The 22,494-nt window shown below is 69.1% G+C and carries 20 protein-coding genes and 1 tRNA gene; 15 read left to right on the top strand and 6 right to left on the bottom strand.

Going from position 1 to position 22,494, the window contains the following annotated elements; translation table 11 throughout:
- Positions 1 to 5 precede the first annotated feature (5 nt).
- The 3 genes from E0497_RS12065 to E0497_RS12055 all read left to right on the top strand — a co-directional run bounded on the left by E0497_RS12065 (position 6) and on the right by E0497_RS12055 (position 2,377).
- A tRNA-Leu gene (locus E0497_RS12065) sits at positions 6 to 82 on the top strand.
- A gap of 58 nt (positions 83 to 140) precedes the next feature.
- Positions 141 to 1,184: an alpha/beta fold hydrolase gene (locus E0497_RS12060; protein WP_137725077.1), complete on the top strand. Its 1,044-nt coding sequence runs from the start codon at positions 141 to 143 to the stop codon at positions 1,182 to 1,184.
- Positions 1,185 to 1,246: 62 nt separating this feature from the next.
- Positions 1,247 to 2,377 carry a class I SAM-dependent methyltransferase gene (locus tag E0497_RS12055; protein ID WP_137725036.1) on the top strand — a complete coding sequence of 377 codons (1,131 nt, stop codon included), beginning with the start codon at positions 1,247 to 1,249 and terminating at the stop codon, positions 2,375 to 2,377.
- A gap of 3 nt (positions 2,378 to 2,380) precedes the next feature.
- On the opposite strand, the gene E0497_RS12050 is transcribed toward E0497_RS12055, so the two are convergent.
- Entirely contained in the window at positions 2,381 to 2,689 is a 309-nt protein-coding gene (locus E0497_RS12050; protein ID WP_137725035.1) for a hypothetical protein, read from the bottom strand.
- Between the two features lie 203 nt (positions 2,690 to 2,892).
- Between E0497_RS12050 and E0497_RS12045 the strand changes: the two genes are divergently transcribed.
- Both E0497_RS12045 and E0497_RS12040 read left to right on the top strand, forming a co-directional pair.
- A complete protein-coding gene (locus E0497_RS12045) occupies positions 2,893 to 3,729 on the top strand; it encodes a Bax inhibitor-1/YccA family protein (protein ID WP_194150316.1) in 837 nt (278 codons plus the stop codon).
- Positions 3,730 to 3,872: 143 nt separating this feature from the next.
- Positions 3,873 to 4,733 (top strand): DUF559 domain-containing protein, encoded by an 861-nt coding sequence (locus E0497_RS12040; protein WP_137725033.1) that lies wholly within the window; start codon positions 3,873 to 3,875, stop codon positions 4,731 to 4,733.
- 70 nt (positions 4,734 to 4,803) lie between these two features.
- On the opposite strand, the gene E0497_RS12035 is transcribed toward E0497_RS12040, so the two are convergent.
- Positions 4,804 to 6,021, bottom strand: coding sequence for an acetyl-CoA C-acetyltransferase (locus E0497_RS12035; RefSeq protein WP_137725032.1), 1,218 nt, complete (start codon positions 6,019 to 6,021; stop codon positions 4,804 to 4,806).
- Between the two features lie 279 nt (positions 6,022 to 6,300).
- On the opposite strand from E0497_RS12035, the gene E0497_RS12030 reads away from it, so the two are divergent.
- The 7 genes from E0497_RS12030 (at position 6,301) to E0497_RS12000 (ending at position 16,373) form a co-directional block, all read left to right on the top strand.
- Positions 6,301 to 7,683 carry a cystathionine beta-synthase gene (locus tag E0497_RS12030; RefSeq protein ID WP_137725031.1) on the top strand — a complete coding sequence of 461 codons (1,383 nt, stop codon included), beginning with the start codon at positions 6,301 to 6,303 and terminating at the stop codon, positions 7,681 to 7,683.
- A 178-nt stretch (positions 7,684 to 7,861) separates the two neighbouring features.
- Positions 7,862 to 8,284, top strand: coding sequence for a hypothetical protein (locus E0497_RS12025; RefSeq protein WP_137725030.1), 423 nt, complete (start codon positions 7,862 to 7,864; stop codon positions 8,282 to 8,284).
- A 37-nt stretch (positions 8,285 to 8,321) separates the two neighbouring features.
- On the top strand, positions 8,322 to 9,464 hold the full coding sequence (locus E0497_RS12020) for a cystathionine gamma-synthase (protein ID WP_137725029.1): 1,143 nt from the start codon (positions 8,322 to 8,324) through the stop codon (positions 9,462 to 9,464).
- A 161-nt stretch (positions 9,465 to 9,625) separates the two neighbouring features.
- Positions 9,626 to 10,978 carry a C40 family peptidase gene (locus E0497_RS12015; protein ID WP_137725028.1) on the top strand — a complete coding sequence of 451 codons (1,353 nt, stop codon included), beginning with the start codon at positions 9,626 to 9,628 and terminating at the stop codon, positions 10,976 to 10,978.
- Between the two features lie 10 nt (positions 10,979 to 10,988).
- On the top strand, positions 10,989 to 12,860 hold the full coding sequence (locus E0497_RS12010) for an SEC-C domain-containing protein (RefSeq protein WP_137725027.1): 1,872 nt from the start codon (positions 10,989 to 10,991) through the stop codon (positions 12,858 to 12,860).
- A gap of 7 nt (positions 12,861 to 12,867) precedes the next feature.
- Positions 12,868 to 13,869: an ERCC4 domain-containing protein gene (locus E0497_RS12005; protein WP_137725026.1), complete on the top strand. Its 1,002-nt coding sequence runs from the start codon at positions 12,868 to 12,870 to the stop codon at positions 13,867 to 13,869.
- A gap of 152 nt (positions 13,870 to 14,021) precedes the next feature.
- Entirely contained in the window at positions 14,022 to 16,373 is a 2,352-nt protein-coding gene (locus E0497_RS12000; protein WP_137725025.1) for an SEC-C domain-containing protein, read from the top strand.
- 169 nt (positions 16,374 to 16,542) lie between these two features.
- On the opposite strand, the gene greA is transcribed toward E0497_RS12000, so the two are convergent.
- A complete protein-coding gene (gene greA, locus E0497_RS11995) occupies positions 16,543 to 17,037 on the bottom strand; it encodes a transcription elongation factor GreA (protein ID WP_137725024.1) in 495 nt (164 codons plus the stop codon).
- Between the two features lie 247 nt (positions 17,038 to 17,284).
- Positions 17,285 to 17,710: a DUF4307 domain-containing protein gene (locus tag E0497_RS11990; RefSeq protein ID WP_137725023.1), complete on the bottom strand. Its 426-nt coding sequence runs from the start codon at positions 17,708 to 17,710 to the stop codon at positions 17,285 to 17,287.
- A gap of 150 nt (positions 17,711 to 17,860) precedes the next feature.
- Here E0497_RS11990 and mca point away from each other — a divergent pair, with 150 nt between their 5' ends.
- The 3 genes from mca to E0497_RS11975 are packed head-to-tail and all read left to right on the top strand — an operon-like array spanning position 17,861 to position 21,032.
- Entirely contained in the window at positions 17,861 to 18,739 is an 879-nt protein-coding gene (gene mca, locus E0497_RS11985; RefSeq protein WP_137725022.1) for a mycothiol conjugate amidase Mca, read from the top strand.
- Positions 18,739 to 19,008, top strand: coding sequence for a hypothetical protein (locus E0497_RS11980; protein ID WP_137725021.1), 270 nt, complete (start codon positions 18,739 to 18,741; stop codon positions 19,006 to 19,008). Before mca ends, E0497_RS11980 begins: the two co-directional genes overlap by 1 nt.
- 29 nt (positions 19,009 to 19,037) lie before the next feature.
- Positions 19,038 to 21,032, top strand: a complete 1,995-nt coding sequence (locus E0497_RS11975) for a thioredoxin domain-containing protein (protein ID WP_137725076.1) — start codon at positions 19,038 to 19,040, stop codon at positions 21,030 to 21,032.
- Positions 21,033 to 21,041: 9 nt separating this feature from the next.
- Here the strand turns inward: E0497_RS11975 and E0497_RS11970 are convergent, their stop codons facing one another.
- Positions 21,042 to 22,022 carry an alpha/beta hydrolase gene (locus tag E0497_RS11970; protein WP_137725020.1) on the bottom strand — a complete coding sequence of 327 codons (981 nt, stop codon included), beginning with the start codon at positions 22,020 to 22,022 and terminating at the stop codon, positions 21,042 to 21,044.
- A gap of 260 nt (positions 22,023 to 22,282) precedes the next feature.
- Complete coding sequence (locus E0497_RS20985) at positions 22,283 to 22,411, bottom strand: hypothetical protein (RefSeq protein ID WP_277751683.1); 129 nt, start codon at positions 22,409 to 22,411, stop codon at positions 22,283 to 22,285.
- Positions 22,412 to 22,494 lie beyond the last annotated feature (83 nt).

The raw sequence follows: 22,494 nt of genomic DNA, 5'->3' as shown, positions 1-22,494 counted from the left end.
GGCGGGCCCCCATAGCCCAATTGGCAGAGGCAGCGGACTTAAAATCCGCCGAGTGTCGGTTCGAGTCCGACTGGGGGCACCACTTCTGACTCGCGAGTAAGATAACCCCATCGGTGTCGAACGAGTCTGGGGGAGTGGTCGTGCAGCAGTCGGATCTGGTGGAGCGGGCGACGGTGTCTCTGCGCAATGCGTGGGGACTCACGTTCGGTGGCGGTGTCGAGGCGGTGTCCCCGACGCCGGCGACGGTGATCCATCGGGAACTGCACCGGGACCTGTACCGCTACGGCACGGGCACCGGCGGGCGCCCGGTGCTGCTGGTGCCGCCGCTCGCGGTGTCGATTCGCTGCTACGACCTGCGGCCCGGCCAGAGTCTCGCGGCGCACCTGGTGGAGGCCGGCCGCACCCCGTACGTCGTCGACTACGGCGACATGGGGTACGCGGACCGGCACCTCGGGTTCGAGGAATGGGTCGACGACATCGTGCCCGGCGCGATCCGGCGGGTCAGCGAACTGCACGACGGCGCCGACGTCGACGTGATCGGCTGGAGCCTCGGCGGCACCCTGTCGCTGCTGACAGCGTCCGCGCACCCGGACCTGCCGATCGCGTCGATCACGGCCCTCGGCACCCCCGTCGACTACTCGAAGATCCCCACGATGGCGCTCGCCCGCACCGTCGGACGGGTCACCGGGCACCGCCCGGTCACCGAACTCACCCGGCTCATGGGCGGCCTGCCGGCACCGCTCGTGCAGCTCGCCTACCGGGCCACCGCGCCGCAACGCGAACTGCTCAAGCCGTGGTTCGTCGCGAACAACCTGCACGACACCGAAACCCTCGCCCGGATGGAGGCCATCGACCGGTTCATGGCCGAGATGCCCGGCTACCCGGCCCGCCTCTTCTATCAGATGGCCGAAGAACTGGTCCTCGGCAACGGGCTGCACGAGGGACGGATCACGCTGGGTGGCAACACGATCAAACTCGCCGAACTGAACGTCCCCGTTCTCGCCATCGGCGGCAGCGGCGACGTCATCGCCACCGCCGACTCGGTCGGCGCGATCGTCGACGTCCTCACCGGCGCCCCGTCGGTGCGATTCGAGACGACCCCCGGCAGCCACCTCGGACTACTCGCCGGCCCCGCCGCCCGCGACACCACGTGGCGGCACATCGACGACTTCCTGGGTGTCTGAACACGGGCGCGCCCGCGTGGCCGATTGACGTCGGGGGCGTCCGGTCGGGGACACTGGTCGGCATGCCTGCCGTCGAAGACCTGTTCAGCCGGATGCGGCGCCACCCCGACGTGGAGGCGCCCAACCTGTTCGCCGTCGACGCGGCCGACCGCCTGATCCTCGACGAGGCCGCCACCGCACTGACCGGCGCCCCGGACGGGACACTGGCGGTGATCGGCGACCACTACGGTGCGCTCACCCTCGGATCCGCAGTCCGATTCGGCGCGAACGGTATTCGGGTGCACCAAGATTCGCTCACCGGGGAACGCGCTCTCGCGAACAACGCCGACACCGTCGGGCTGTCCGGGACGTACCGGTCGTTGCCGCTCGGCGCGGACCTGCTCGTCGGGGCGCGCGTCGTGCTCCTGCAACTGCCGCGCAGCCTCGACGACCTCGACGAGATCGCCGACGCCGTCACCCGCCACGCCGACCCCGACGTCGTCGTCTACGCCGGCGGACGCAACAAACACATCACCCCCGCCATGAACGAGGTCCTGCGGCGCTCGCTGACGAACGTCCGCGCCACCCTCGGCCGGCAGAAATCCCGGGTCCTCGTCGCCGACACACCCCGTGACCTGCCCGTGGACTTCCGGTTCCCGATCACCGAACATCTCGACGAACTCGGCCTGGACGTCGTCGCGCACGGCGCCGTGTTCGCCGGACCGAAGCTCGACATCGGCACCCGGTTCCTGCTCGACTTCCTGCCCCGCATGCGTGACGCCGACACCGCCGTCGACCTCGGCTGCGGCACCGGCATCCTCGCGGTGCGTCTCGCACAGACCCAGTCGGACGTCGTCGTGACCGCCGTCGACCAGTCCGCGGCCGCCGTCGCGTCCGCCGCGGCAACGGCCCGGGCGAACGGGGTGGGGGGCCGGGTGCGGGCGGTGCGGGACGACGCCGCGGCCTCGCTGCCCGACGCCAGCGTCGACCTCATCCTGTGCAACCCGCCGTTCCACGTCGGCGCCGCCGTCCACACCGGGGGCGCCGGCAAGATGTTCGACGCCGCCGGCAGGATCCTGCGTCCCGGCGGGGAACTGTGGACGGTCTACAACTCGCACCTCGGCTACCGGCGGGCACTGACCCGCGCCGTCGGCCCCACCGACGTGATCGGCCGCAACACCAAGTTCACCGTCACCCGGTCGACACGGGTGTAGCAACTACCGGGCGGGACCGCCCCCGGCCGCGTCACCGTCGATCTGACCGCGATGCCGTCCGAGATCCTCGACGATGACGCCGTTCACGATCTCCGCATCGTGGACCAGGCCGTCGTCGTGGCGTCCGTACGGGTTCTCGGGGATGTCCGGTTCCTCCTCGGCGAGCCGCTCGTCGAGGGTCTCGTCGATGTCGGCGTCCCGCCAGGTGTCGGGTGCGTCCACGACGTCGTCGCCGTCCGAGTTCCGCACCTCGTCGGAATCGAGACTCTCGCTGACGTCGAGAGTGTCGTCCGGTCGCTCGTCGATACCCATGACTTCATTGTCGGCCGCGACGCGAATTCCCGCTGGATTCGGGCACTACCGGATACCGTGAGGTCGGATCGTCGTATAGCGGTTCGGGTGGACTGCCCGGTAGAGTCCGAATTGTCCATCTGGGTTGCGGGATGCGGGAACTTTCCGCTCCGGGCGGGACGTTTCACAGACAAGACACACGACCACGAGAAGGGATGTACACCGTGCGCACCACCAGCAATCCGGTGTTCAAGAACCTGCCCAAGCAGGAGGGCGGCTACGCCACATTCGGATCTGCGCAGGCCGGTGCCGCGCAGATGTCACAGAACTTCGGCCAGCAGTACCAGGCTCCCGAGCAGTACCAGACGCCGTCGCGGGCCATGACCATCGACGATGTCGTCACCAAGACCGCGATCACGCTCGGCGTGCTCACCATCTCGGCGATCGTCTCCTACTTCCTGGTCGACGGAAACCCGAACCTCGCCGCACCGCTCGTCATCGGCGGCGGCCTCGTCGGCTTCATCCTGGTGATGGTCGCGTCGTTCGGCCGCAAGATGGACAACCCGGCGATCGTCCTCGCCTACGCGGTGTGCGAGGGGCTGTTCCTCGGCGCGCTGTCGTTCATGTTCACCGGTGTCGAGTTCGGCGGTGCCGGCGGCGCCGCGCTGATCGGCCAGGCCGTCCTCGGCACGTTCGGTGTGTTCTTCGGCATGCTCGTCGTCTACAAGACCGGCGCCATCCGCGTCACCCCGCGCCTGACCCGCATGATCATCGGCGGCCTCATCGGTGTCGTGGTCCTGGTCCTCGGCAACATGGTCGCCAGCTTCTTCACCCCCGGCGGCTTCGGCCTGCGGGACGGCGGCACCGTCGCGATCATCTTCAGCCTCGTGTGCATCGGCCTCGCCGCGTTCAGCTTCCTGCTGGACTTCGACGCCGCCGACGAGCTGATCCGCGCCCAGGCCCCCGAGAAGGCCGCGTGGGGCGTCGCCCTCGGTCTGACCGTCACCCTGGTGTGGCTGTACGTCGAGATCCTGCGTCTGCTGAGCTACTTCCGCGACTAGTTCCGGAGGGCCTGACGAACGGGCGGTTTTCCGACGGGCCACTCGGCCGATCGTCGGAAAACCGCCCGTTCGGCGTTGTCCGCCTGTGGATAACTCGGGTCGGGAGCACCGTAGGGCAGTGCTGCGTGGGCGATGCTTCCCGTATGGGGGAATACGACGAACCGTTTCTGCGGTCGGCGGTCCGGGGACGCCTGACCGACCATCAGCTTCATCACGACTTCGTCCGGATCTATCGGGGCGTCTACCTGCGCAAGAGGGTGGAGCTCACACCGGTGCTGCGTGCCCGCGCGGCGGCACTGTTCGCCGGCCCGGACGCGATCCTGACCGGATTCTCGGCCGCCGCGCTGTACCGCACCAAGTGGATCGATGCGAGTGAGCCCGCGGAGGTGATCCGGTCCGGGCACTGGCGGGCGCCGCGGGGAATGATCGCCCACAACTGCCGGATCGAACCGGACGAGTTCCGGCTCGTACACGGGATCCGGGTGTCCACACCGGCCCGTGCGGCGTTCGATCTCGGACGGCGGCTCCCGCGGATCCCGGCGATCGTGGCGATCGACGCGCTCTGTAACGCCACCGGACTGAAACCGGCGGACGTGCTGCTGCTGGCCGACCGCTATGCCGGCATGCGCGGTGTCGCTCGTCTGCGCGCGATCCTCGACGACGTGGACGGTGGGGCCGAGTCCCCGCCGGAAACACATACCCGGCTCGTCCTCGTGGATGCGGGCCTGCCGCGGCCGTCCACGCAGGTGCGGATCCCCAACGCGTCCGGTCGGGTCTTCGCGCGCTCCGACATGGGCTGGTGGCAGTGGCGCGTCCTGGTCGAGTACGACGGCGCCGACCACTGGAACCGGGCGCAGCGGGCGCGGGACATCGAGCGGCTCGCGCAACTCGACAAGCTCGGGTGGACGGTGGTGCGCGTCGGGGCGGAGTTGCTGTACGACCGACCGGGTGACCTCGTCGAACGCGTCCGCGAGTTCCTGCAGGACGCGGGAGCCCCCGTCTGACGACGAACGGGCGGTTTTCCGGCGGGCCACTCGGCCGATCGTCGGAAAACCGCCCGTTCGGCGGACGTGACTAGCTCAGGCGCTCGATGACCATGGCCATGCCCTGGCCGCCGCCGACGCACATGGTCTCGACACCGAACTGCTTGTCCTGCGTCTGCAGGTTGTTGATCAGCGTCGCGGTGATGCGGGCGCCGGTCATGCCGAACGGGTGGCCGAGGGCGATGGCGCCACCGGAGATGTTGATCTTGTCCTCGTCGAGGTCCAGGGCGCGGGCCGAGCCCAGCACCTGCACCGCGAACGCCTCGTTGATCTCGTACAGGTCGATGTCCGAGGTGGACATGTTCGCGTAGCCGAGGGCCTTCTTGACGGCCTCGATCGGGCCCAGGCCCATGATCTCGGGGGACAGGCCGGTGGCGGCGGTCGCGACGACGCGCGCCAGCGGGGTCAGGCCGAGGGCCTTCGCCTTGGTGTCGCTCATGATGACGAGCGCGGCCGCACCGTCGTTGAGCGGGCAGGCGTTGCCGGCGGTGACGGTGCCGTCGGGGCGGAAGATCGCCTTGAGGCCGCTGACCTTCTCGTAGGTGGTGCCGGCGCGCGGGCCGTCGTCGGTGCTGACGACGGTGCCGTCGGCCAGCGTGACCGGGGAGATCTCGCGCTCGAAGAAGCCGGCGTTGATGGCTGCCTCGGCACGGTTCTGCGAACGGACGCCCCAGTGGTCCTGGTCCTCGCGGGAGATGCCGGTCAGCGACGCGACGTTCTCGGCGGTGTGGCCCATGCCCAGGTAGATGTCGGGCAGCAGGCCCGCATCGCGCGGGTCGGTCCACGGGATGCCGCCCTCGGCGAGCTTCGCGCTGCGCGCCTGCGCCTCGTCGTAGCGGGCGTTCTTGGTGTCCGGCCAGCCGTCGGCGGTGCCGGTCTTGAAGCTGGAGACGGACTCGACGCCGGCCGAGATGTAGACGTCGCCCTCACCGGCGCGGATCGCGTGCATCGCCATGCGGGTGGTCTGCAGCGACGACGAGCAGTAGCGGTGCACGGTGACGCCGGGCATGAAGTCGTAGCCGAGGGTGGTGGCGACGACCTTCGCGATGTTGAAGCCGGACTGGCCGGCGGGCTGACCGCAGCCCATCATCAGGTCGTCGACCTCGGTGGGGTCGAGCTCGGGCACCTTCGCCAGTGCGGCGGCAACCATCTGCGCGGCCAGATCGTCCGGGCGGATGCTCGCCAGCGAACCCTTGTATGCGCGGCCGATCGGCGAACGGGCGGCTGAGACGATAACTGCCTCGGGCATGGAAACTCCTTCTCGGGTTGGTCTCTTCGACCATGAACTTACGTTGCCGCCGCCACATCTCCACCTCGCTGTCTGCTGTTGCACCCGAGACTGCGTGACGCGAGCCGGTCACACCACCGGTGAACCTTTACGACCTGCGGAAACGGGGACGTTTCTGGAACGTGTTCCGCAGAAGGTGTGCGTGAACACCGGTCTCGCTGAGTGAGAGAACATCCCGTGGCGAGTACGAGTTGCACCGTCCGGCACCCGTGTCCGAATCGGATCTGGAAACATGGGGCCATGCGTATCGCAGATCACGTCGTCGACCTCATCGGCAACACGCCACTCGTCAAACTGTCCTCCGTGGTCGGTGCGGAGTCCGGGTTGGTGGCAGCCAAGGTCGAGTACCTCAATCCCGGTGGCAGCTCCAAGGACCGCATCGCGGTCAAGATGATCGACGCCGCCGAGGCGTCCGGCGAGCTGAAGCCGGGCGGCACCATCGTCGAACCCACGTCCGGCAACACCGGTGTCGGGCTGGCGCTGGTCGCGCAGAAGCGCGGCTACAAGTGCGTGTTCGTCTGCCCCGACAAGGTCAGCGAGGACAAGCGGAACGTGCTGCGCGCGTACGGCGCCGAGGTGGTCGTGTGCCCCACCGCGGTCGCGCCCGAGCATCCGGACAGCTACTACAACGTCTCCGACCGTCTGGTGCAGGAGATTCCCGGCGCCTGGAAGCCCAACCAGTACGCCAACCCGGGCGGCCCGGACAGCCACTACGAGACGACCGGCCCCGAGATCTGGCGGGACACCGACGGCAAGGTGACGCACTTCGTCGCAGGCGTCGGCACGGGCGGCACCATCACCGGCACCGGCCGCTACCTCAAGGAGATCTCCGGCGGCAAGGTCAAGGTCATCGGCGCCGACCCGGAGGGCTCGGTGTACTCGGGCGGCACCGGGCGCCCCTACCTCGTCGAGGGGGTCGGCGAGGACTTCTGGCCCACCGCCTACGACCCGTCGGTGCCCGACGAGATCATCGCCGTCTCGGACGCCGACTCGTTCGAGATGACCCGCCGCCTCGCGCGCGAGGAGGGCCTGCTGGTCGGCGGTTCGTGCGGCATGGCCGTCGTCGCCGCGCTCGAGGTCGCCCAGCGCGATCCCGGCGCAGTGGTCGTCGTGCTGCTGCCCGACGGCGGACGCGGCTACCTGTCGAAGATCTTCAACGACGAGTGGATGGCGTCGTACGGCTTCCTGCGCACCCCGCTCACCGGGGACGCCGTCGAACATTCCGTCGGCGACGTGCTGCGCGGCAAGTCCGGTGAACTGCCCGACCTCGTGCACACGCATCCCGGGGAGACACTGCGCGACGCCATCGAGATCCTCCGCGAATACGGTGTCTCGCAGATGCCGGTCGTCGGCGCCGAACCGCCCGTCATGGCCGGTGAGGTTGCGGGCAGCGTGTCCGAACGGGACCTGCTCAGTGCGGTGTTCGAGGGGCGGGCCGGGCTGGCCGATCCGGTCGAGAAGCACATGAGTGCGCCGTTCCCGCTGATCGGCGCGCACGAGCCGGTGGCCGCGGCCACCAAGGCGCTCGGCGACACCGACGCGCTCATGGTCGTCGACGACGGCAAGCCGGTCGGCGTGATCACCCGCCACGACCTGCTCGGATTCCTCAGCGCCGGAGCCTGACAGGGCACCCTACCCGCCGGTAAGTACACTCTCGCCCATGCAATGGGGGAGAGCTGTGGGGGCTGCCGTATGTCTGGCGGCAGTGATGGTCACGGGATCGGCATGTGCGAACACGGTGACGGGGACACCGCGGGCGCAGGACGCTGCGACGAGCAGCGCTGCGCCCGCGGATCGTCCGGTGTCGGGAGGCGCACCGGCATGCGCGGACGTCGAATCGGCCGTCACCGGGGTGCTGCCGGACTATCGGCTGGACCGGGACCCGGCCCTGTCCGACCTCGGTGGCATGACGATGTGCTTCTTCACGAAGAGCGGCGGCACCCTGGCGGACGGGTTCTCGATGTCGCTGACCCGGTCGCGGCAGACCGCCGAACAGATCACCCGGACCCGCGACTATCTGGAGTCGTCGAAGCCCGGGCAGGTCGTCGACTCGCCGGCCGCGGCACACTTGAACGGGTACATCTCCGAACCGCTCGGCGACGGAAACCTGGCGCTCACGACACCCGCGGTGCAGGTGGCGTTCATCGCGACCGGCGGGGCGGGACCGACAAGGCAGCAGATCGTCGACACCCTGGTGGCGATCGGAACGGTGCTCGCGCACTGAACTGACCGGGTGTGAGCCCGGTCGCTAGGCTGTCGCCATGAGTGAGCAGGGATTCTCCACCAAGGCAATTCACGCCGGCTACGAACCGGATCCGCAGACCGGCGCGGTCAACGTGCCGATCTACGCGAGCTCGACGTTCGCGCAGGACGGCGTCGGCGGCATGCGCAACGGGTTCGAGTACGCGCGCACCGGCAACCCGACGCGGCGTCCCCTCGAAGCCAATCTCGCGGCCATCGAGTCGGGCACGTTCGGTCGGGCGTTCGGGTCGGGCATGGCGGCCACCGACTGCGCGCTGCGGTCGATGCTGCGGCCCGGCGACCACCTGGTGATCCCCAACGACGCCTACGGCGGCACGTTCCGGCTCATCGACAAGGTGTTCACGCAGTGGGGCATCGAGTACACGCCGGCCGCGATCGCCGACGTCGATGCCGTCCGCGCCGCGATCCGCCCGAACACCAAACTGGTGTGGGTGGAGACGCCGACGAACCCGCTGCTCAACATCGGTGACATCGCCGCGGTCGCCGAGGTGGCGCACACCGCCGGCGCGAAGCTGATCGTGGACAACACGTTCGCGTCGCCGTACCTGCAGCAGCCGCTCACCCTGGGTGCCGACATCGTGCTGCACTCCACCACCAAGTACATCGGCGGGCACTCCGACGTCGTCGGTGGCGCGCTGGTGACGAACGACGAGGAACTCGATACCGCGTTCGCGTTCCTGCAGAACGGTGCGGGCGCGGTGCCCGGCCCGTTCGACGCGTTCCTCACGATGCGGGGCATCAAGACGCTGGCGCTGCGCATGGAACGGCACTGCGACAACGCCGAGAAGATCGTCGACCTGCTCAGCGGACACGCCGCGGTCGAGCAGGTGATCTACCCGGGCCTCGACTCCCATCCGGGACATGCGGTGGCCGAGAAGCAGATGCGCCGCTTCGGCGGCATGGTGTCGGTGCGGTTGAAGGGCGGCAAGCAGGCCGCCCTCGACTTCTGTGCCCGCACACAGATCTTCACGCTCGCCGAATCCCTCGGCGGCGTCGAATCACTCATCGAGCACCCGGGTGCCATGACGCACGCGTCGACCGCCGGTTCCGTCCTCGAGGTGCCGGACAACCTGGTGCGCATGTCCGTGGGCATCGAGGATGCCGCCGACCTGCTCGCCGACGTCGAGCAGGCCCTCGGCTGACCCACGCCCTCCCGCGTTTCGCGCACTTGTCGTCGCCCCGAATGAACATTCTCCGACGACAAGTGCGCGAAACGCTGAGCATTTCCTGAATACCGCCCGCGACAGTCGGATTGCCCGTTACCGTGAGTTCCCGGAACAAGATCGACCCCCAGGAGCGGTGTATGTCATGGGAGCCCGCAGCCGTCATCGTGGCTGCTACTGCAGCAGTCGGTGTCGTCTTTCCCTCGGTCGCGCACGCGTCACCCGAACCGGCTCCCGAGCCCCCGCAGTTACCGGCCGTCGAGCCGGCCGCGCCCCAACTGATCGAACCGGTGAGCAGCATCGTCGCGCTGCTGCCGCCGGAGATGCGGGACCGGGCGGCCACCGATCTGGTGCGGGCCATTCCGATTCTCGCGGCGCCCGCGGCGCCGACTGCGGAAGCAGCGCCGGACGCGGCACCGGCCGCCGCTGCGGAGACGCCCGCCGAACCGGCGCCGGCGGCACCGGCTGTACCTCCGACGGTGCTGTCGGCGCCGCCGCCGGTCTACGCGCCGACGATCGATCTGCCGGTCGTCGGTTCGGTGCAGTTGCCGTCGCTGCCGGCGATCCTGCCGGCGAGTGTGCCCGGCGGTCAGGTCGGGGCGATCGCGGTGTTCGCGCCGTGGCTGCGCAAGGCCGGTGAGATCTGCGGTGGTGTCACGGCGCCGACGCTGGCGGCCCTGTTCTCGGTGGAGAACGACTTCCGGTACGGGCCGACGGCACCGGTGTCGCTGTCCGGCGGCAGGGGTCCGGCGAAGTTCACGCCCAGCGAGTGGGCCAAGTACGGCAAGGACGCCGACGGGGACGGCAACGCCGACATCCTCGGGGTCGCCGATTCGGTGATGGCGGCCGGGCACATGCTGTGCGACAACTACGCCCAGATGGAGACGTGGAAGCAGGAGGGTGTCGTCCAGGGGGACACGCTCGATCTCGCGCTCGCCGCGTTCAACGCCGGTACCCGCGCGGTCCGCAAGGCCGGGGGTGTCCCGTCCGGTGCGGAGGACGCCGCCGAGCAGACCGGGCCGTACGTGCAGAAGATCCGGGCCGGTGAGGCCCAGTTCGAGCAGGCGCTGTCGCCGTTCGCGAACTTCAACCTCGACATCGCGCTGCCCACCACCGGCATCGGAGGTGCCGCAGTGCAGTTGGCGATGCGGTTCCTCGGCCTGCCGTACGTGTGGGGTGGCGGCAACATCAGCGGCCCCACGATGGGCGGTTTCGACTGCTCGGGTCTGACGTCGGCGGCGGTCTTCGCGGCCAGCGGCGGCAAGACGGTCCTGCCGCGCACGTCGGAGACACAGTGGCACGTCGGAACCGAGATCCCGATGGCGGCCGCGCAACCCGGCGACCTGGTGTTCGGCAATTGGCAGGCCGGTGGCCCCGGCCACGTCGGTATCTACATGGGCAACGGCCTGATGGTGCACGCCCCGCAGACCGGGGACGTCGTCAAGGTCGGGCCGGTGTTCGCGGACATGAAGGCGCGACGGGTCCTGGCCTAGGATCACCAGGGTGAACGAGACGTCCGATTCCCGTGACCTGCCCGCCGCCGCACTCGACGTCCTGCGTGCGTCCGGTCCGTTGACCGCCGAGGACTGGGCGGAGCGACTCGCCGACGCCGGTCTGGGTGCGGTGGCCGAGATGACCGAGCTCGTCGAGATGCTCGACCATCCGCTCGGGGCGTTCCTGTCCGATGGCCGGCACGCCGCGCTCGACACGCTGCTGGAGGGACGGGTGTTCACGCATCGGCTCGCCGCCGCCGAGGTCGCGTCGGGGCTGCTGTACGCGGAACCGGATCTGGCGCCGCTGGTCATGCTGGTGATGGCCGACGACGACGGTCCGGTGGAGGCCCTGTTCGCCGACTACGACGCCGACGAGCTCGAGGACCTCGGCCTTGCCGACGAGGACTTCCCGGACGGATCCGGTCTGCTGTTCGGAGGCGAAGCGCTGGAAGGCTTCTCGGCCGGCGACCTGGTCGCGGTGACGGTGGGTGACGGGGGCGTGCTCACCCTGTCGCGGGTCGACGGTGAGGTCGCGTCGACGGATCTGACGGCGGCGTTGGACCGTATCGTCGGCGCCGACAACACCGACAACCTGGAAACCGTTGTGTGGCAACTGCTTGCGGACGACCCGGGGCTGTGCGCTGCGCCGACACTGCCGTTGGGTGAGCTGATCGAGGCCGCCGGCTACGACCGGGCCGGTGACTACATCGCGTCCCACGGGTTCGATTTCGACGCCCACCATCTCGGCGAGCACATCGCGATGGTGGCGCGCGAACACGATCTGCACCGCGACGAGGTGGACGCGGTGGTGGCGTTCGTGCAGTTCGTCGCCGCCGCACACGACGACGAACTCGGGCTCGCGGCCGCGCGGGACCGTGCCGGCGAACTTGCGGGCCCACTTGCGGGACTGGAGGATCCAGCGGCGGCAGCGGCGGCGCTGGACGTCGTCAACGCGGTGGAGGGCGACTATACCCCGGCGCTGTACACGGCGGCGCTCGCCGTCGCCGACCGCGGTCCGCGGCGGGCGCGGGCGTCCGGGCACTGGCTGGCCGGCATGGCCGCCGACACGCTCGGCGACGTCCTCGAGGCGGAGAAGCAGTTCTCCGAGGCCGCCGCGATGGACGAGGCGTGGATGCCGGCACTGTTCGAGCTGGCGCACATCGCGTCGGATCGCGGTGACGCGCAGCGCGGCCTGTCGCTGCTCAGCCGTATCGACGGCGGTGAGACCGAACGTCTGCACGAGGTGCTCACCCGGTTCGCGCCCGCCGAGCATCCGGAACTGGGCCGCAACGACAAGTGCTGGTGCGGGTCGGGCCGCAAGTACAAGGTGTGCCATCTCGGCAAGTCCGACAGCACCCTCGACGACCGCGCCGACTGGCTGTACGAGAAGGCCACCCTGTACGCGCAGTCGACGGTGCTGTTCGACCAGGTCTACGGGCTGGCACAGCGCCTGGCCGGCGTGTGGGACGACGACACCGCGGTCGCGGAGGCGTACGAGGAGCCGATCGTCATGGACACCGCACTGTTCGAGGGTGGCCTGTTCACGTTGTTCGTCGCCCGCCGTGGTGCCCTGCTGCCCGCCGACGAGTTCGATCTCGCCGGACGCTGGCTGCAGACACGCCGGTCGCTGCACGAGGTGACCGCCGTCGACGGCGCGGCGGTGACGCTGCGGAACCTGGGGACCGGGGAGAGCGCCGATGTCGAGCACGACGGCGACTGGTATGTCGGCGACCTGCTGTGCGCGCGTGTCGTCCCGACCGGGGAGCGGATGCGGATCCTCGGCGGCGCCCAGCCGGTGGCCCCGGACCGGCGGGACGAGGTGCTCGCGGTGCTGGCGGCGGAAGACCTCTCCCCGGAGGGCGTCATCGACGTACTGGCGTGAGACGCCGATGGACGACCTGCTGATCGCCCGTAACCCCGAACCGGGATCGACACTGCCGTACCTGGTGCGGATTCCGTTGGGCCCGAACGGGATCGTGGTGAAAGCGAAGCAGGCGTGGCCACGGGAATCGAAGGTGTACTGTCACCGGGCCGACAGCTGGCCCGACGACGCCGAGATCCTCGAACGACACGAGGTGCGGTCGTGTGCCCGGCGCGGTCCGGCGATCGACCTGGTGCTGACCCGTGGGCGGGAGAACCGGTCGCAACTGGTGTTCACGCGCGCCCGCGGCCGGGAGATGATCTTCTGGCAGTCGCCGCGCACCACCAAGCAGGCGCGGCCCGCGGTGGCGTTGCCGACGGCCCGCGCACACGGTCGGGTACTCGAGATCGTCGTCGACAGCGGCGAGAAGTACGCGTACCGGTTCGGTCGCCAGCAGGCCACGACCGTGCGACGACGCCTCCCGGCCGGGGACTACGCCGTCGAACACGACGGGTCGGTGGTGGCCGCGGTGGAACGCAAGTCGCTCGAGGATCTGGTGTCGAGTCTGCTGTCCGGGAAGCTGACGTATGCGGCGGCGGAGCTGTCGGCGCTGCCGCGGGCCGCGATCGTCGTCGAGGACCGCTACAGCCGGCTGTTCAAGCTCGAACACGCCCCCGGGGCGCGGGCCGCGGAAGCACTCGCGGAACTGCAGGCCCGGTTCCCGTCCGTGCCGGTGGTGTTCTGCGAGACCCGGCCGCTCGCGCAGGAATGGACGTACCGGTGGTTGGGGGCGTGCCTCGCGGAACTCGAGGCGGCATCGGCGACCGCGCGGGTGGAGGACACGTTCGCGGCTGGCGGGCCGGTACCGGCGGCCCCACCCACACCGGGGGCCGTCCGCGAGTGGGCGCGCGCCCGCGGCATCGAGGTCTCCGATCGGGGCCGGATCCCGGCTGCGGTGATGCGGGCGTACCTCTCGGAGAATCTCCAGAAAATTGATGGAACCGATCGGGACCCAGCCGCGTCGAAGTAAGTGTGAGGCCGAGAAGGCCCGGTAGGGGAGGACCGGAACTTCGGAATGCCACACAGGGGGGAACACACGAATCCCGGTCCGGGTGGGGAGGCTCGGGCCGGGATTCGTCGTGGCACTTCGGGCTTCCTGCTGCTCGCCCCTACGATTGCCGTATGGCAGACCTCGACGACGTTGCAATGAGTATCCTGCGCGACCGTGGACCGATGATCGACGACGAGTTGGCGCGTGCACTGCACGAGTCCGGGTACGGCCCGCTGGACGACATGCTCGATGCCGTCGAATACCTCGAGCACCCAGCCCACGGGTATCTCCAGGATATTCGACACGTCGCACTCGATGCACTGCTCGAGGGTCGGGTGCTCACCCACCGGGTCACTATGGAGGACGTGGAGGCCGGCACCTTGAACGCCGAAACCGACCTCACACCACTGCTCGACATGGAGCCGTCCGATCGGGTGCGCCCACTGTCGGACCTCCGTCTGGGTGTCGACGTCGAACTTACCGAGGGCACGCTCATCGGTGTCACCGTCCGCGGTGGCGTGCTGCATCTCGCACCGGTGGACGTGCTCGCGGAGGCACAGTTGCAGGAGATACTCGACGCGATCGTGCCCGACGGTGATGTGATCGAGTTCGATCAACTGGTCTGGCAGATGATGCACGACCACCCCGACCTGTTCACCGCGCCGACCGCACCGCTCGGGGATCTACTCGACACCGCCGGCTACGACCGATCCGTCGACATGGTCGCGCGACGGGGATTCGATTTCGCCGCCCATCGGGCCGACATGTTCACCGCATTCGTCGCCCGCACCTACGGCCTGCCCTACGACGCGGCGTGCGCCGTCGGTGCCTTCTTCGAGCTGACCACATCGGTCGGGGGCGGTCCGGATGCCGTCACCGCACGGATCGTCGCCGACCCGGACGTCTATGCGGGCTTCGAGGAACCACTCGCCGCGGCCTCGGCCGAACGGATAGCGGTGGCCGGTGCCGGTGTCGGACGGGATCTCGACGAGGCGCTCACTGCCGCGATCGCACTCAGCCGGCGCGGCCCGCGGAGGGTTCGGGCCGGAGCCTGCTGGTTGGCCGGGCGCCTGTCCGACCGCCAGGGCAGCCCAGTTGCCGCCGAGCAGTACTTCCACGATGCGCTGCTGGCCGAACCCGGGTGGGAACTGGCGTTGTACGATCTCGCGGCGTGCGCTGCGGACCGTGGTGATGCCGTCGGTGGGCTGGCGCTCCTCGACCGACTCGAGGGCGGCGACACCCACCCGCTGTACGCGGTACTGGAGGAGTTCCGGCCGCAGGATCGCCCCGATCTGGGCCGCAACGACCGCTGCTGGTGCGGATCGGGCCGCAAATACAAGTCGTGCCACCTCGGTAAAGCCGGCATCGGACTCGACGAGCGTGCCTGGGGGCTCTACCAGAAGGCAGTCAGGTTCGCGGAGTACAACGAGTTCGCCGTCGACCTCTCTCGCCTCGCCGAGATCCGCGCCGACTACCTCGACGGCGACACCGACAAGGCCCTCGACGGGGGACTCGTCGAGGACGTCGTCCTGTTCGAAGGCGGAGGCTTCGTCGACTACCTGCGTCGCCGCGGCGCGCTCCTCCCCGACGACGAACGTGCGCTCGCCGAACAGTGGCTACAGATCGAGCGATCCGTGTTCGACGTCGAACAGGTACGGCCCGGGGAGGGCCTGACCCTGCGGGATCTGCGCACCGGAGACCGGCACGAGGTGCGGGAGCGCACCGCGAGCACACAACTCCACGAAGGTGAACTGCTGTGCACGCGGGTGGTTCCCGCCGGGGAGGTCATGCGTATCTTCGGCGGAATCGAACCCGTGTCACTGCCGCAGAGAGCACCGTTGATCGACATGCTCGACGCCGGTGCCGACCCCGAGGAACTCGTCGACTTCCTCAGCCGCCGACTCGCGCCGCCGCGACTGGTCACCCGAGGCGGTGAGCCGATGATGCTGTGCATCGCCCGGTTCAGCGTCTCCGACGCCACCGCGGTCCGGCGTAAACTGTCCCGACGGTACGGCAAGGCCGTCGACGGTCAGTGGGTGCTCACCGAGGAAGGTGTCGGTTCTTCCGTGACCGGCAGCTTCCGCGTCCACGACGGGGAACTGGCTGTTGAGGCGATGGTCGAATCGCGGTTCGACGACATGCTCGCCGTCGCCCGGGAGATCGCGCCCGATGCAGTGCTCCTCGACCAGTCGCGGACGCCGGCTGCGGAGGTCCTCGACCAGCTTCGTCAGGTAGCCGCCGGATCACCGTCGGCACCCGACGGAAACCACGAGATCGCAGCGCTGCTCGACGACCACGTCCGCGAGTACGAACGGAAATGGATCGACGACACCATTCCCGCTCTCGACGGGCTCACCCCGCGGCAGGCCGCCGCCGATCCCACCCGACGCGGCGACCTGATCCGTCTGTTGAACTCGTTCCCACAGGAAGAGCGGCCCGGCACCATGAGTGTGGCCCGGCTACGGGAGATGCTGGGTCTCTGAAACCGGGAGTGTCGTGACGAACGGGCGGTTATTCGAGCAAATAGCGAGAACGGATCAGGAAAACCGCCCGTTCGGCGGGTTCCACCCGCACCTCTCGCCCGGCACACACGAACGAACCCCGGTCCGAGCAGTAGCTCGGGCCGGGGTTCGTTGCTGTTCGGGGCTGTGATCAGCCGCGGTACGGCTCTGCGCTGACGAGGGTGACCTTCATGTGGCTGCCGTTGGGCAGCACGTATTCGCGGGTCTCGCCGACCTTGGCGTCGAGGAGGGCGCCGCCGAGCGGCGAGTTCGGGGAGTACACCTCGAGCTTGTCGTTGCGGGCGCCTTCTTCGCGGGTGGCGATGAGGAACGTTTCGGTGTCGGACTCGTCGCCGTCGTAGTAGACCTTCACGACGGAGCCGGGCAGGGCGACACCGGACTGGGTGGGGGCCTCGCCGACCTTCGCGCTGTTCAGCAGTTCCTGCAGCTGGCGGATACGCGCCTCCTGCTGGCCCTGCTCCTCGCGGGCAGCGTGGTAGCCGCCGTTCTCCTTGAGGTCGCCCTCTTCGCGGCGCTCGTTGATCTCGGCGGCAATGACCGGACGATTGGCGATGAGCTGGTCGAGCTCAGCCTTGAGCCTGTCGTGAGACTCCTGAGTAAGCCAGGTCACCTGGGTCTCGGTCATTGTCGATCACTCCCTTGTTGTCGAAGTCCTTGCGGACTCCCTCGGCAGACCGCTGCGAACCGCAGCGATCAACGGGCAGGCCAGCTCGAGTCCGTGACGCATCCACTGTGTGAGCATTCACCGTGTGAGCAGACTCGTCCTGCCGTCAATGCAGCAATACACGGCTCCGACGGGAACCGTGTATCGACCAATTTTAGCACGGGGAACGGTTGTTGCCGGGTGGATCACAGACCCGCCGGTCGGGCCGTCAGCCTGCGCGCAGGTACTCCGGGACGTGGGAACTGCACCCGTACAGATCGCCCATCGCGGGCGGCTGGGAGGCGCGGACGGGGGCGGTGATCTCGACTGTCTGCGACTCCGACGGCGCCACGTACACCTCGCGCCGGCCGGTTTCGGAGCCGTCCTTCGAGCGGGTGCGGATGATGCACACGGCGGCCTGATCGGGGTTTTCCCGGGTGACCGTGAACTGGATGCTCATGGTCCGGTCGTCGACGATGTCGAACGAGATCTGCTTGCCTTCGACGTCCTTGACCGCGAACTTCGTGTAGCCGATGTAGGCGATGCCGAGACCTGCGACGATCACGACGCCCGTGAGAACCCACGCCACCCAGCGCGTCGACCGGGGTGCCCGGGGTGCGGAGCCGTAGCGGTCGGCGGGAGATGTGTTGCTCATCAACTTCGCTCTCGAGCGGGGGTACGACAGACCGTCGTATGTGTCAGGTGGAACTATAGGGGACGGGTGACGGCACACTGGTAGGGGTGCGGTCACCACTCCAGGTGACACTCCACGACGGTGACACGCGAAGCTGAGGTGAAGACACACGTGAGCGGATTCCGACTCATGGCCGTTCATGCCCATCCCGACGACGAGTCGAGCAAGGGCGCCGCGACGATGGCTCGTTACGCCGCGGAGGGCAACGAGGTGCTCGTCGTGACGCTCACCGGTGGTGAACGCGGCGACATTCTGAACCCTGCGATGGACGTGCCGGGCATCCGGGACCGGATGCAGGACGTGCGCCGCGACGAGATGGCCGAGGCCGCCCGCATCCTCGGGGTGCGGCAGACGTGGCTCGGGTTCGTCGACTCGGGCCTGCCCGAGGGTGACCCGCTGCCGCCGCTGCCGGAGGGGTGTTTCGCGCTCGAACCGCTCGAGGTGCCGACCGAGGCGCTGGTGAAGGTGGTCCGAGAGTTCCGTCCGCACGTGATGATCACGTACGACGAGAACGGCGGCTATCCGCACCCCGATCACATCAAGTGCCACGAGGTGTCGATGGCGGCGTACGAGGCGGCCGGCGATCCCGCACGGTTCCCCGACGCGGGCGCGCCGTGGGACGTGCAGAAGGTGTACTACTCGCACGGCTTCATCCGGAAGCGTCTCGTCCAGTTCAAGGACGAGTACGAGCGGCGCGGCGAGGTGTTCCCGATGGCGGACTGGCTCGCGAAGTGGAAGACCGAGCAGGGCGACATGATGGCGCGGGTGACCACCCAGATCCAGTGCGGTGACCACTTCCCGCAGCGGGACGACGCGTTGCGGGCCCATGCCACGCAGATCGACCCGAACGGCTCGTTCTTCGCGGTGCCGCTCGACATTCAGCAGAAGATCTGGCCGACCGAAGAGTTCGAGTTGGCCAAGACCCGTGTACAGACCGCGATCCCGGAGAACGACCTCTTCGCGGGCATTTCGGAGGACGAGAAGCAGTGATGACGACGGTGGCGTGGGAGTTGCTCGCGCAGGGAGTCGGCAATCCGTCCGGCCCGGAGTTCGGTAAGGCGTCCCCGCTCGGCCTGGTGTTGATCATCGGCCTGCTGGCGGGCACGGTCCTGCTGGTCCGGTCGATGAACAGGCAGCTCAAGAAGCTGCCCGACACGTTCCAGCCGGAGCACCCGGAGGCCGATCAGGCGGCCGATGAGGGCACCGACCGCGGAGCGGCCGGCAATCGCCAGGACCCGCCGGCGAAGCCCACGAACTAGGAGGATCGGTCGTGTCGCTCGAACGAAACATGCTGGGCGACGCGACCAGCCCGTATCTGCGGCAGCATGCCGACAATCCGGTGCACTGGCAGCAGTGGGGTCCGGACGCGCTCGCGTGGGCACGCGAGCGGGACGTCCCGATCCTGCTGTCGATCGGGTACGCGGCCTGCCACTGGTGTCACGTCATGGCGCACGAGTCGTTCGAGGACGACGCGACCGCCGCGGTGATGAACGAGCACTTCGTGTGCATCAAGGTCGACCGTGAGGAGCGCCCCGATCTCGACGCCGTCTACATGAATGCGACCGTCGCGATGGCCGGTCAGGGCGGCTGGCCCATGACGTGTTTCCTCACCCCGGACGGGGCCCCGTTCTACTGCGGCACCTACTACCCGACGCAGCCGCGTGGCGGGATGCCGTCGTTCACGCAGTTGCTGCACGCGATCACCGACACGTGGCGGTCCCGTCGCGGCGACGTCGACGATGCGGCCGCGTCGGTGGTGGCGGAACTGCGTCGTGCTGCAGGGGCGTTGCCCGCGGGGGGTCCGCCCGTCGAGGTGCCGCTGCTGTCGGGTGCCGCGGCGAGTGTGCTGCGCGACGAGGACCGCGACCGCGGCGGATTCGGTGGGGCACCGAAGTTCCCGCCGTCGATGCTGCTCGAGGGCCTGCTGCGGGCGTACGAGCGCAGCTGCGCCGAACCGGTGCTGCGGACCGTCGACCGGGCCGCCGACGCGATGGCCCGCGGCGGCATCCACGACCAGCTCGGCGGCGGCTTCGCCCGGTACGCGGTGGATGCGGGCTGGGTGGTGCCGCACTTCGAGAAGATGCTCTACGACAACGCGCTGCTGTTGCGGTTCTACGCGCACCTGGCCCGGCGCACCGGTTCGGATCTCGCACATCGGGTGACCGGCGGGATCGTGGAGTTCCTGCTGCGGGATCTGCGCACCGACGCGGGCGCGTTCGCGTCGGCCCTCGACGCCGACACCGACGGCGAGGAAGGCCTCACGTACGCGTGGACGCCGCAGCAACTGCGGGACGTGCTCGACGACGACGACGGCGTGTGGGCGGCCGAGACGTTCACGGTGACGGCCGACGGCACGTTCGAACACGGCAGCTCGGTGCTGCAGTTGCTCGCGGACCCGTCCGACGACACGCGGTTCTCGGACGTGCGCACCCGGCTGTTCGCCGCGCGGCAGCGGCGTCCCCAGCCGGCCCGCGACGACAAGGTGGTCACCGCATGGAACGGGCTGGCGATCACGGCGCTGGCGGAGGCCGGCGCCGGACTCGACCGACCCGACTGGGTGGCCGCGGCTGCGGATTGCGCGCGGGTGCTGCTGGCGACGCACGTCGTGGACGGGCGTCTGCGCCGCGCGTCGCTCGCCGGGGTCGTCGGTGCGCCCGTGGGGATCCTCGACGACCACGGCGCGTTGGCGACGGGACTGCTGACCCTGCATCAGGTGACGGGTGATGTTGCCTGGCTGGACGCGGCAGTGAGGTTGCTGGACACCGCGATCGAGCGTTTCGCGGACCCGGACCGGCCGGGGATCTGGTTCGACACCGCCGACGACGCCGAGACCCTGGTGACCCGGCCACGTGATCCGCTGGACGGGGCCACCCCGTCGGGGGCGTCGAGCATCACCGAGGCGCTGCTGACGGCGTCGTCGCTGGTCGATGTGGAGCGGTCCGCGAAATACGCGGCGGCGGCAGCGGAGTCGCTGGCGTGTGCGTCCGTCGTGCTGCAGCGTGCGCCTCGATCGGCCGGCCACTGGCTCGCGGTGGCCGAGGCGTCGGTGCGTGGGCCGCTGCAGATCGCGGTCTCCGAGGACGGGCCGTCCGAACTGGCGCGGCAGGCGCGCCGACTCGCACCCGGCGGCACGATCGTCGTTGCGGGACCGACCGATTCGATGCCGCTGCTCGCGGATCGTCCGCTCGTCGACGGTACGGCGACCGCCTACGTGTGCCGCGGCACCGTGTGCGACCGGCCCGTCACCGACATCGAGGGGTTGCGCGAGCAGTTGTCACGGTGAGGTCGGTCGTCAACGGAGCGCGGCGTCGATCACCGGCCAGGAGCGCGCCAACTCGTCCTTCCAGTACGGCCACGCGTGGACGCCGACCGGTTGCGCGCTGCGGGTCACGTCGGCGCCGGCGTTCCGCAGTGTCTGCGTCAGCTGATCGGTGCAGGCGTTCGCCGCGGCCTCGAGGACACCGCCGACCACCACGGTGTTCGCGAGTCCGGGGGAGTCGAGGGTCTCGTGCGGTCCGGGCAGTCCGGTCCCCGACGACAGATAGACCGTCTTGCCGGCCAGGCGGGAGGCGTTGCGCAGCAGGTCGTGTCCGGCCCACTCCGGGGTGCCCTGCGGGCCCCACATCATCTCGGAATTCGCCATCCCGTTGACGACGACCAGATCGGTGATCGCCTTCCCGACCGGACCCTCGGTGAGATAGCAGCCGCTGTAGCCGACGACGCCGTCGTACAGGTCGGGTGTGCGCTGCGCCAGCATCAGCGCGCCCTGCGCGCCGGAGGAGATACCGCCGATCACGTTGCGACCGTTGGTGCCGAAGCGGGCATCGATCAACGGCGGAAGTTCCTCGGTCAGGAACGTCTCCCACCGGACGGTGCCGAACTTCGGGTGCTCCTGCGCCCAGTCGGTGTACAGCGTGCCGGTACCGCCGACCGGCATCACGACCGTGACGTCCTTGTCGGCGAAGAAGTTCCGGGCATCACCCTTGTCGGGGTCGAGCCAGTTGGTGTTCGACACCTGACCTGAATTGCCGTCGAGCAGGTAGTACACGCCGTGCGCCCGGCCGCGGTCATGCGGAAGCAGCACGTTGACGGGGATCTCACGACCCATCGCCGGAGAGAAGACGTCGAGCATCAGCAGCCGATCGTCGACGGACTGCATACCGACGATCGTGGCGGCCGACGGCAGGTCCTGCGCGGACGCACGGGCCGGGGCCGTGGCAATCGCTGCCACGGACAGTGCCACGGCGAGGGAGTGGAAGAGCTTGTGCCGCATGCGTTGCCGATCTCCTCGTGGAACGGGGCCCGCACCGGTGCGGTGCGGGCCCCATCGAACGTCGGTGGCTACTTGCCGGCGCCCGGCTCGCCGCCGCTCAGCGTGATCAGCGCGTCGACGAGACGACCACCGAGCTGGTTGACGCCGCCGCTGATTGCTTCCACGATGCCCATGACGGAACCCATGTCACTCCTTGTGTGTCGGAACGGGATCGGATGTTCCGGTCCCGTGAAGTAGAAAAGTTGAGAACTCGGTGTGGATCAGGCCGGCGGGGGCGCGATGAGGCTGCCCTCGACCGAGCCGAGGAAAGTCTTCATCAGCCCGTCGGCTCCGGCCATCGAGCCGAGTCCACCGACGAATGCCTGCATGATTCCAGCGAGTGAGCCCACTGACGTCTCCTTGTTCGTCATTGCCGCGGCATCGGACCCGCCGGGAAGCGCAGTGCTCCGGCCGTTGCGACGGTGCCGCGCAC

This window comes from Prescottella subtropica (assembly GCF_005434945.1).
Lineage (GTDB): Bacteria > Actinomycetota > Actinomycetes > Mycobacteriales > Mycobacteriaceae > Prescottella > Prescottella subtropica.
This window is presented reverse-complemented; position numbering and strand designations above follow the sequence as displayed.

What these genes read in the sequence shown, in the direction of transcription:
- E0497_RS12020 (WP_137725029.1), top strand. Translation starts at nt 8,322, where the DNA reads ATGAGTGAGCAGGGATTCTCCACCAAGGCAATTCACGCCGGCTACGAA.
- E0497_RS12050 (WP_137725035.1), bottom strand. Translation starts at nt 2,689, where the DNA reads ATGGGTATCGACGAGCGACCGGACGACACTCTCGACGTCAGCGAGAGT.
- E0497_RS11975 (WP_137725076.1), top strand. Translation starts at nt 19,038, where the DNA reads ATGCTGGGCGACGCGACCAGCCCGTATCTGCGGCAGCATGCCGACAAT.
- E0497_RS12055 (WP_137725036.1), top strand. Translation starts at nt 1,247, where the DNA reads ATGCCTGCCGTCGAAGACCTGTTCAGCCGGATGCGGCGCCACCCCGAC.
- E0497_RS12005 (WP_137725026.1), top strand. Translation starts at nt 12,868, where the DNA reads ATGGACGACCTGCTGATCGCCCGTAACCCCGAACCGGGATCGACACTG.
- E0497_RS11970 (WP_137725020.1), bottom strand. Translation starts at nt 22,022, where the DNA reads ATGCGGCACAAGCTCTTCCACTCCCTCGCCGTGGCACTGTCCGTGGCA.
- E0497_RS12015 (WP_137725028.1), top strand. Translation starts at nt 9,626, where the DNA reads ATGTCATGGGAGCCCGCAGCCGTCATCGTGGCTGCTACTGCAGCAGTC.
- E0497_RS12000 (WP_137725025.1), top strand. Translation starts at nt 14,022, where the DNA reads ATGGCAGACCTCGACGACGTTGCAATGAGTATCCTGCGCGACCGTGGA.
- E0497_RS12035 (WP_137725032.1), bottom strand. Translation starts at nt 6,021, where the DNA reads ATGCCCGAGGCAGTTATCGTCTCAGCCGCCCGTTCGCCGATCGGCCGC.
- E0497_RS12040 (WP_137725033.1), top strand. Translation starts at nt 3,873, where the DNA reads ATGGGGGAATACGACGAACCGTTTCTGCGGTCGGCGGTCCGGGGACGC.
- E0497_RS11980 (WP_137725021.1), top strand. Translation starts at nt 18,739, where the DNA reads ATGACGACGGTGGCGTGGGAGTTGCTCGCGCAGGGAGTCGGCAATCCG.
- greA (WP_137725024.1), bottom strand. Translation starts at nt 17,037, where the DNA reads ATGACCGAGACCCAGGTGACCTGGCTTACTCAGGAGTCTCACGACAGG.
- E0497_RS12030 (WP_137725031.1), top strand. Translation starts at nt 6,301, where the DNA reads ATGCGTATCGCAGATCACGTCGTCGACCTCATCGGCAACACGCCACTC.
- E0497_RS11990 (WP_137725023.1), bottom strand. Translation starts at nt 17,710, where the DNA reads ATGAGCAACACATCTCCCGCCGACCGCTACGGCTCCGCACCCCGGGCA.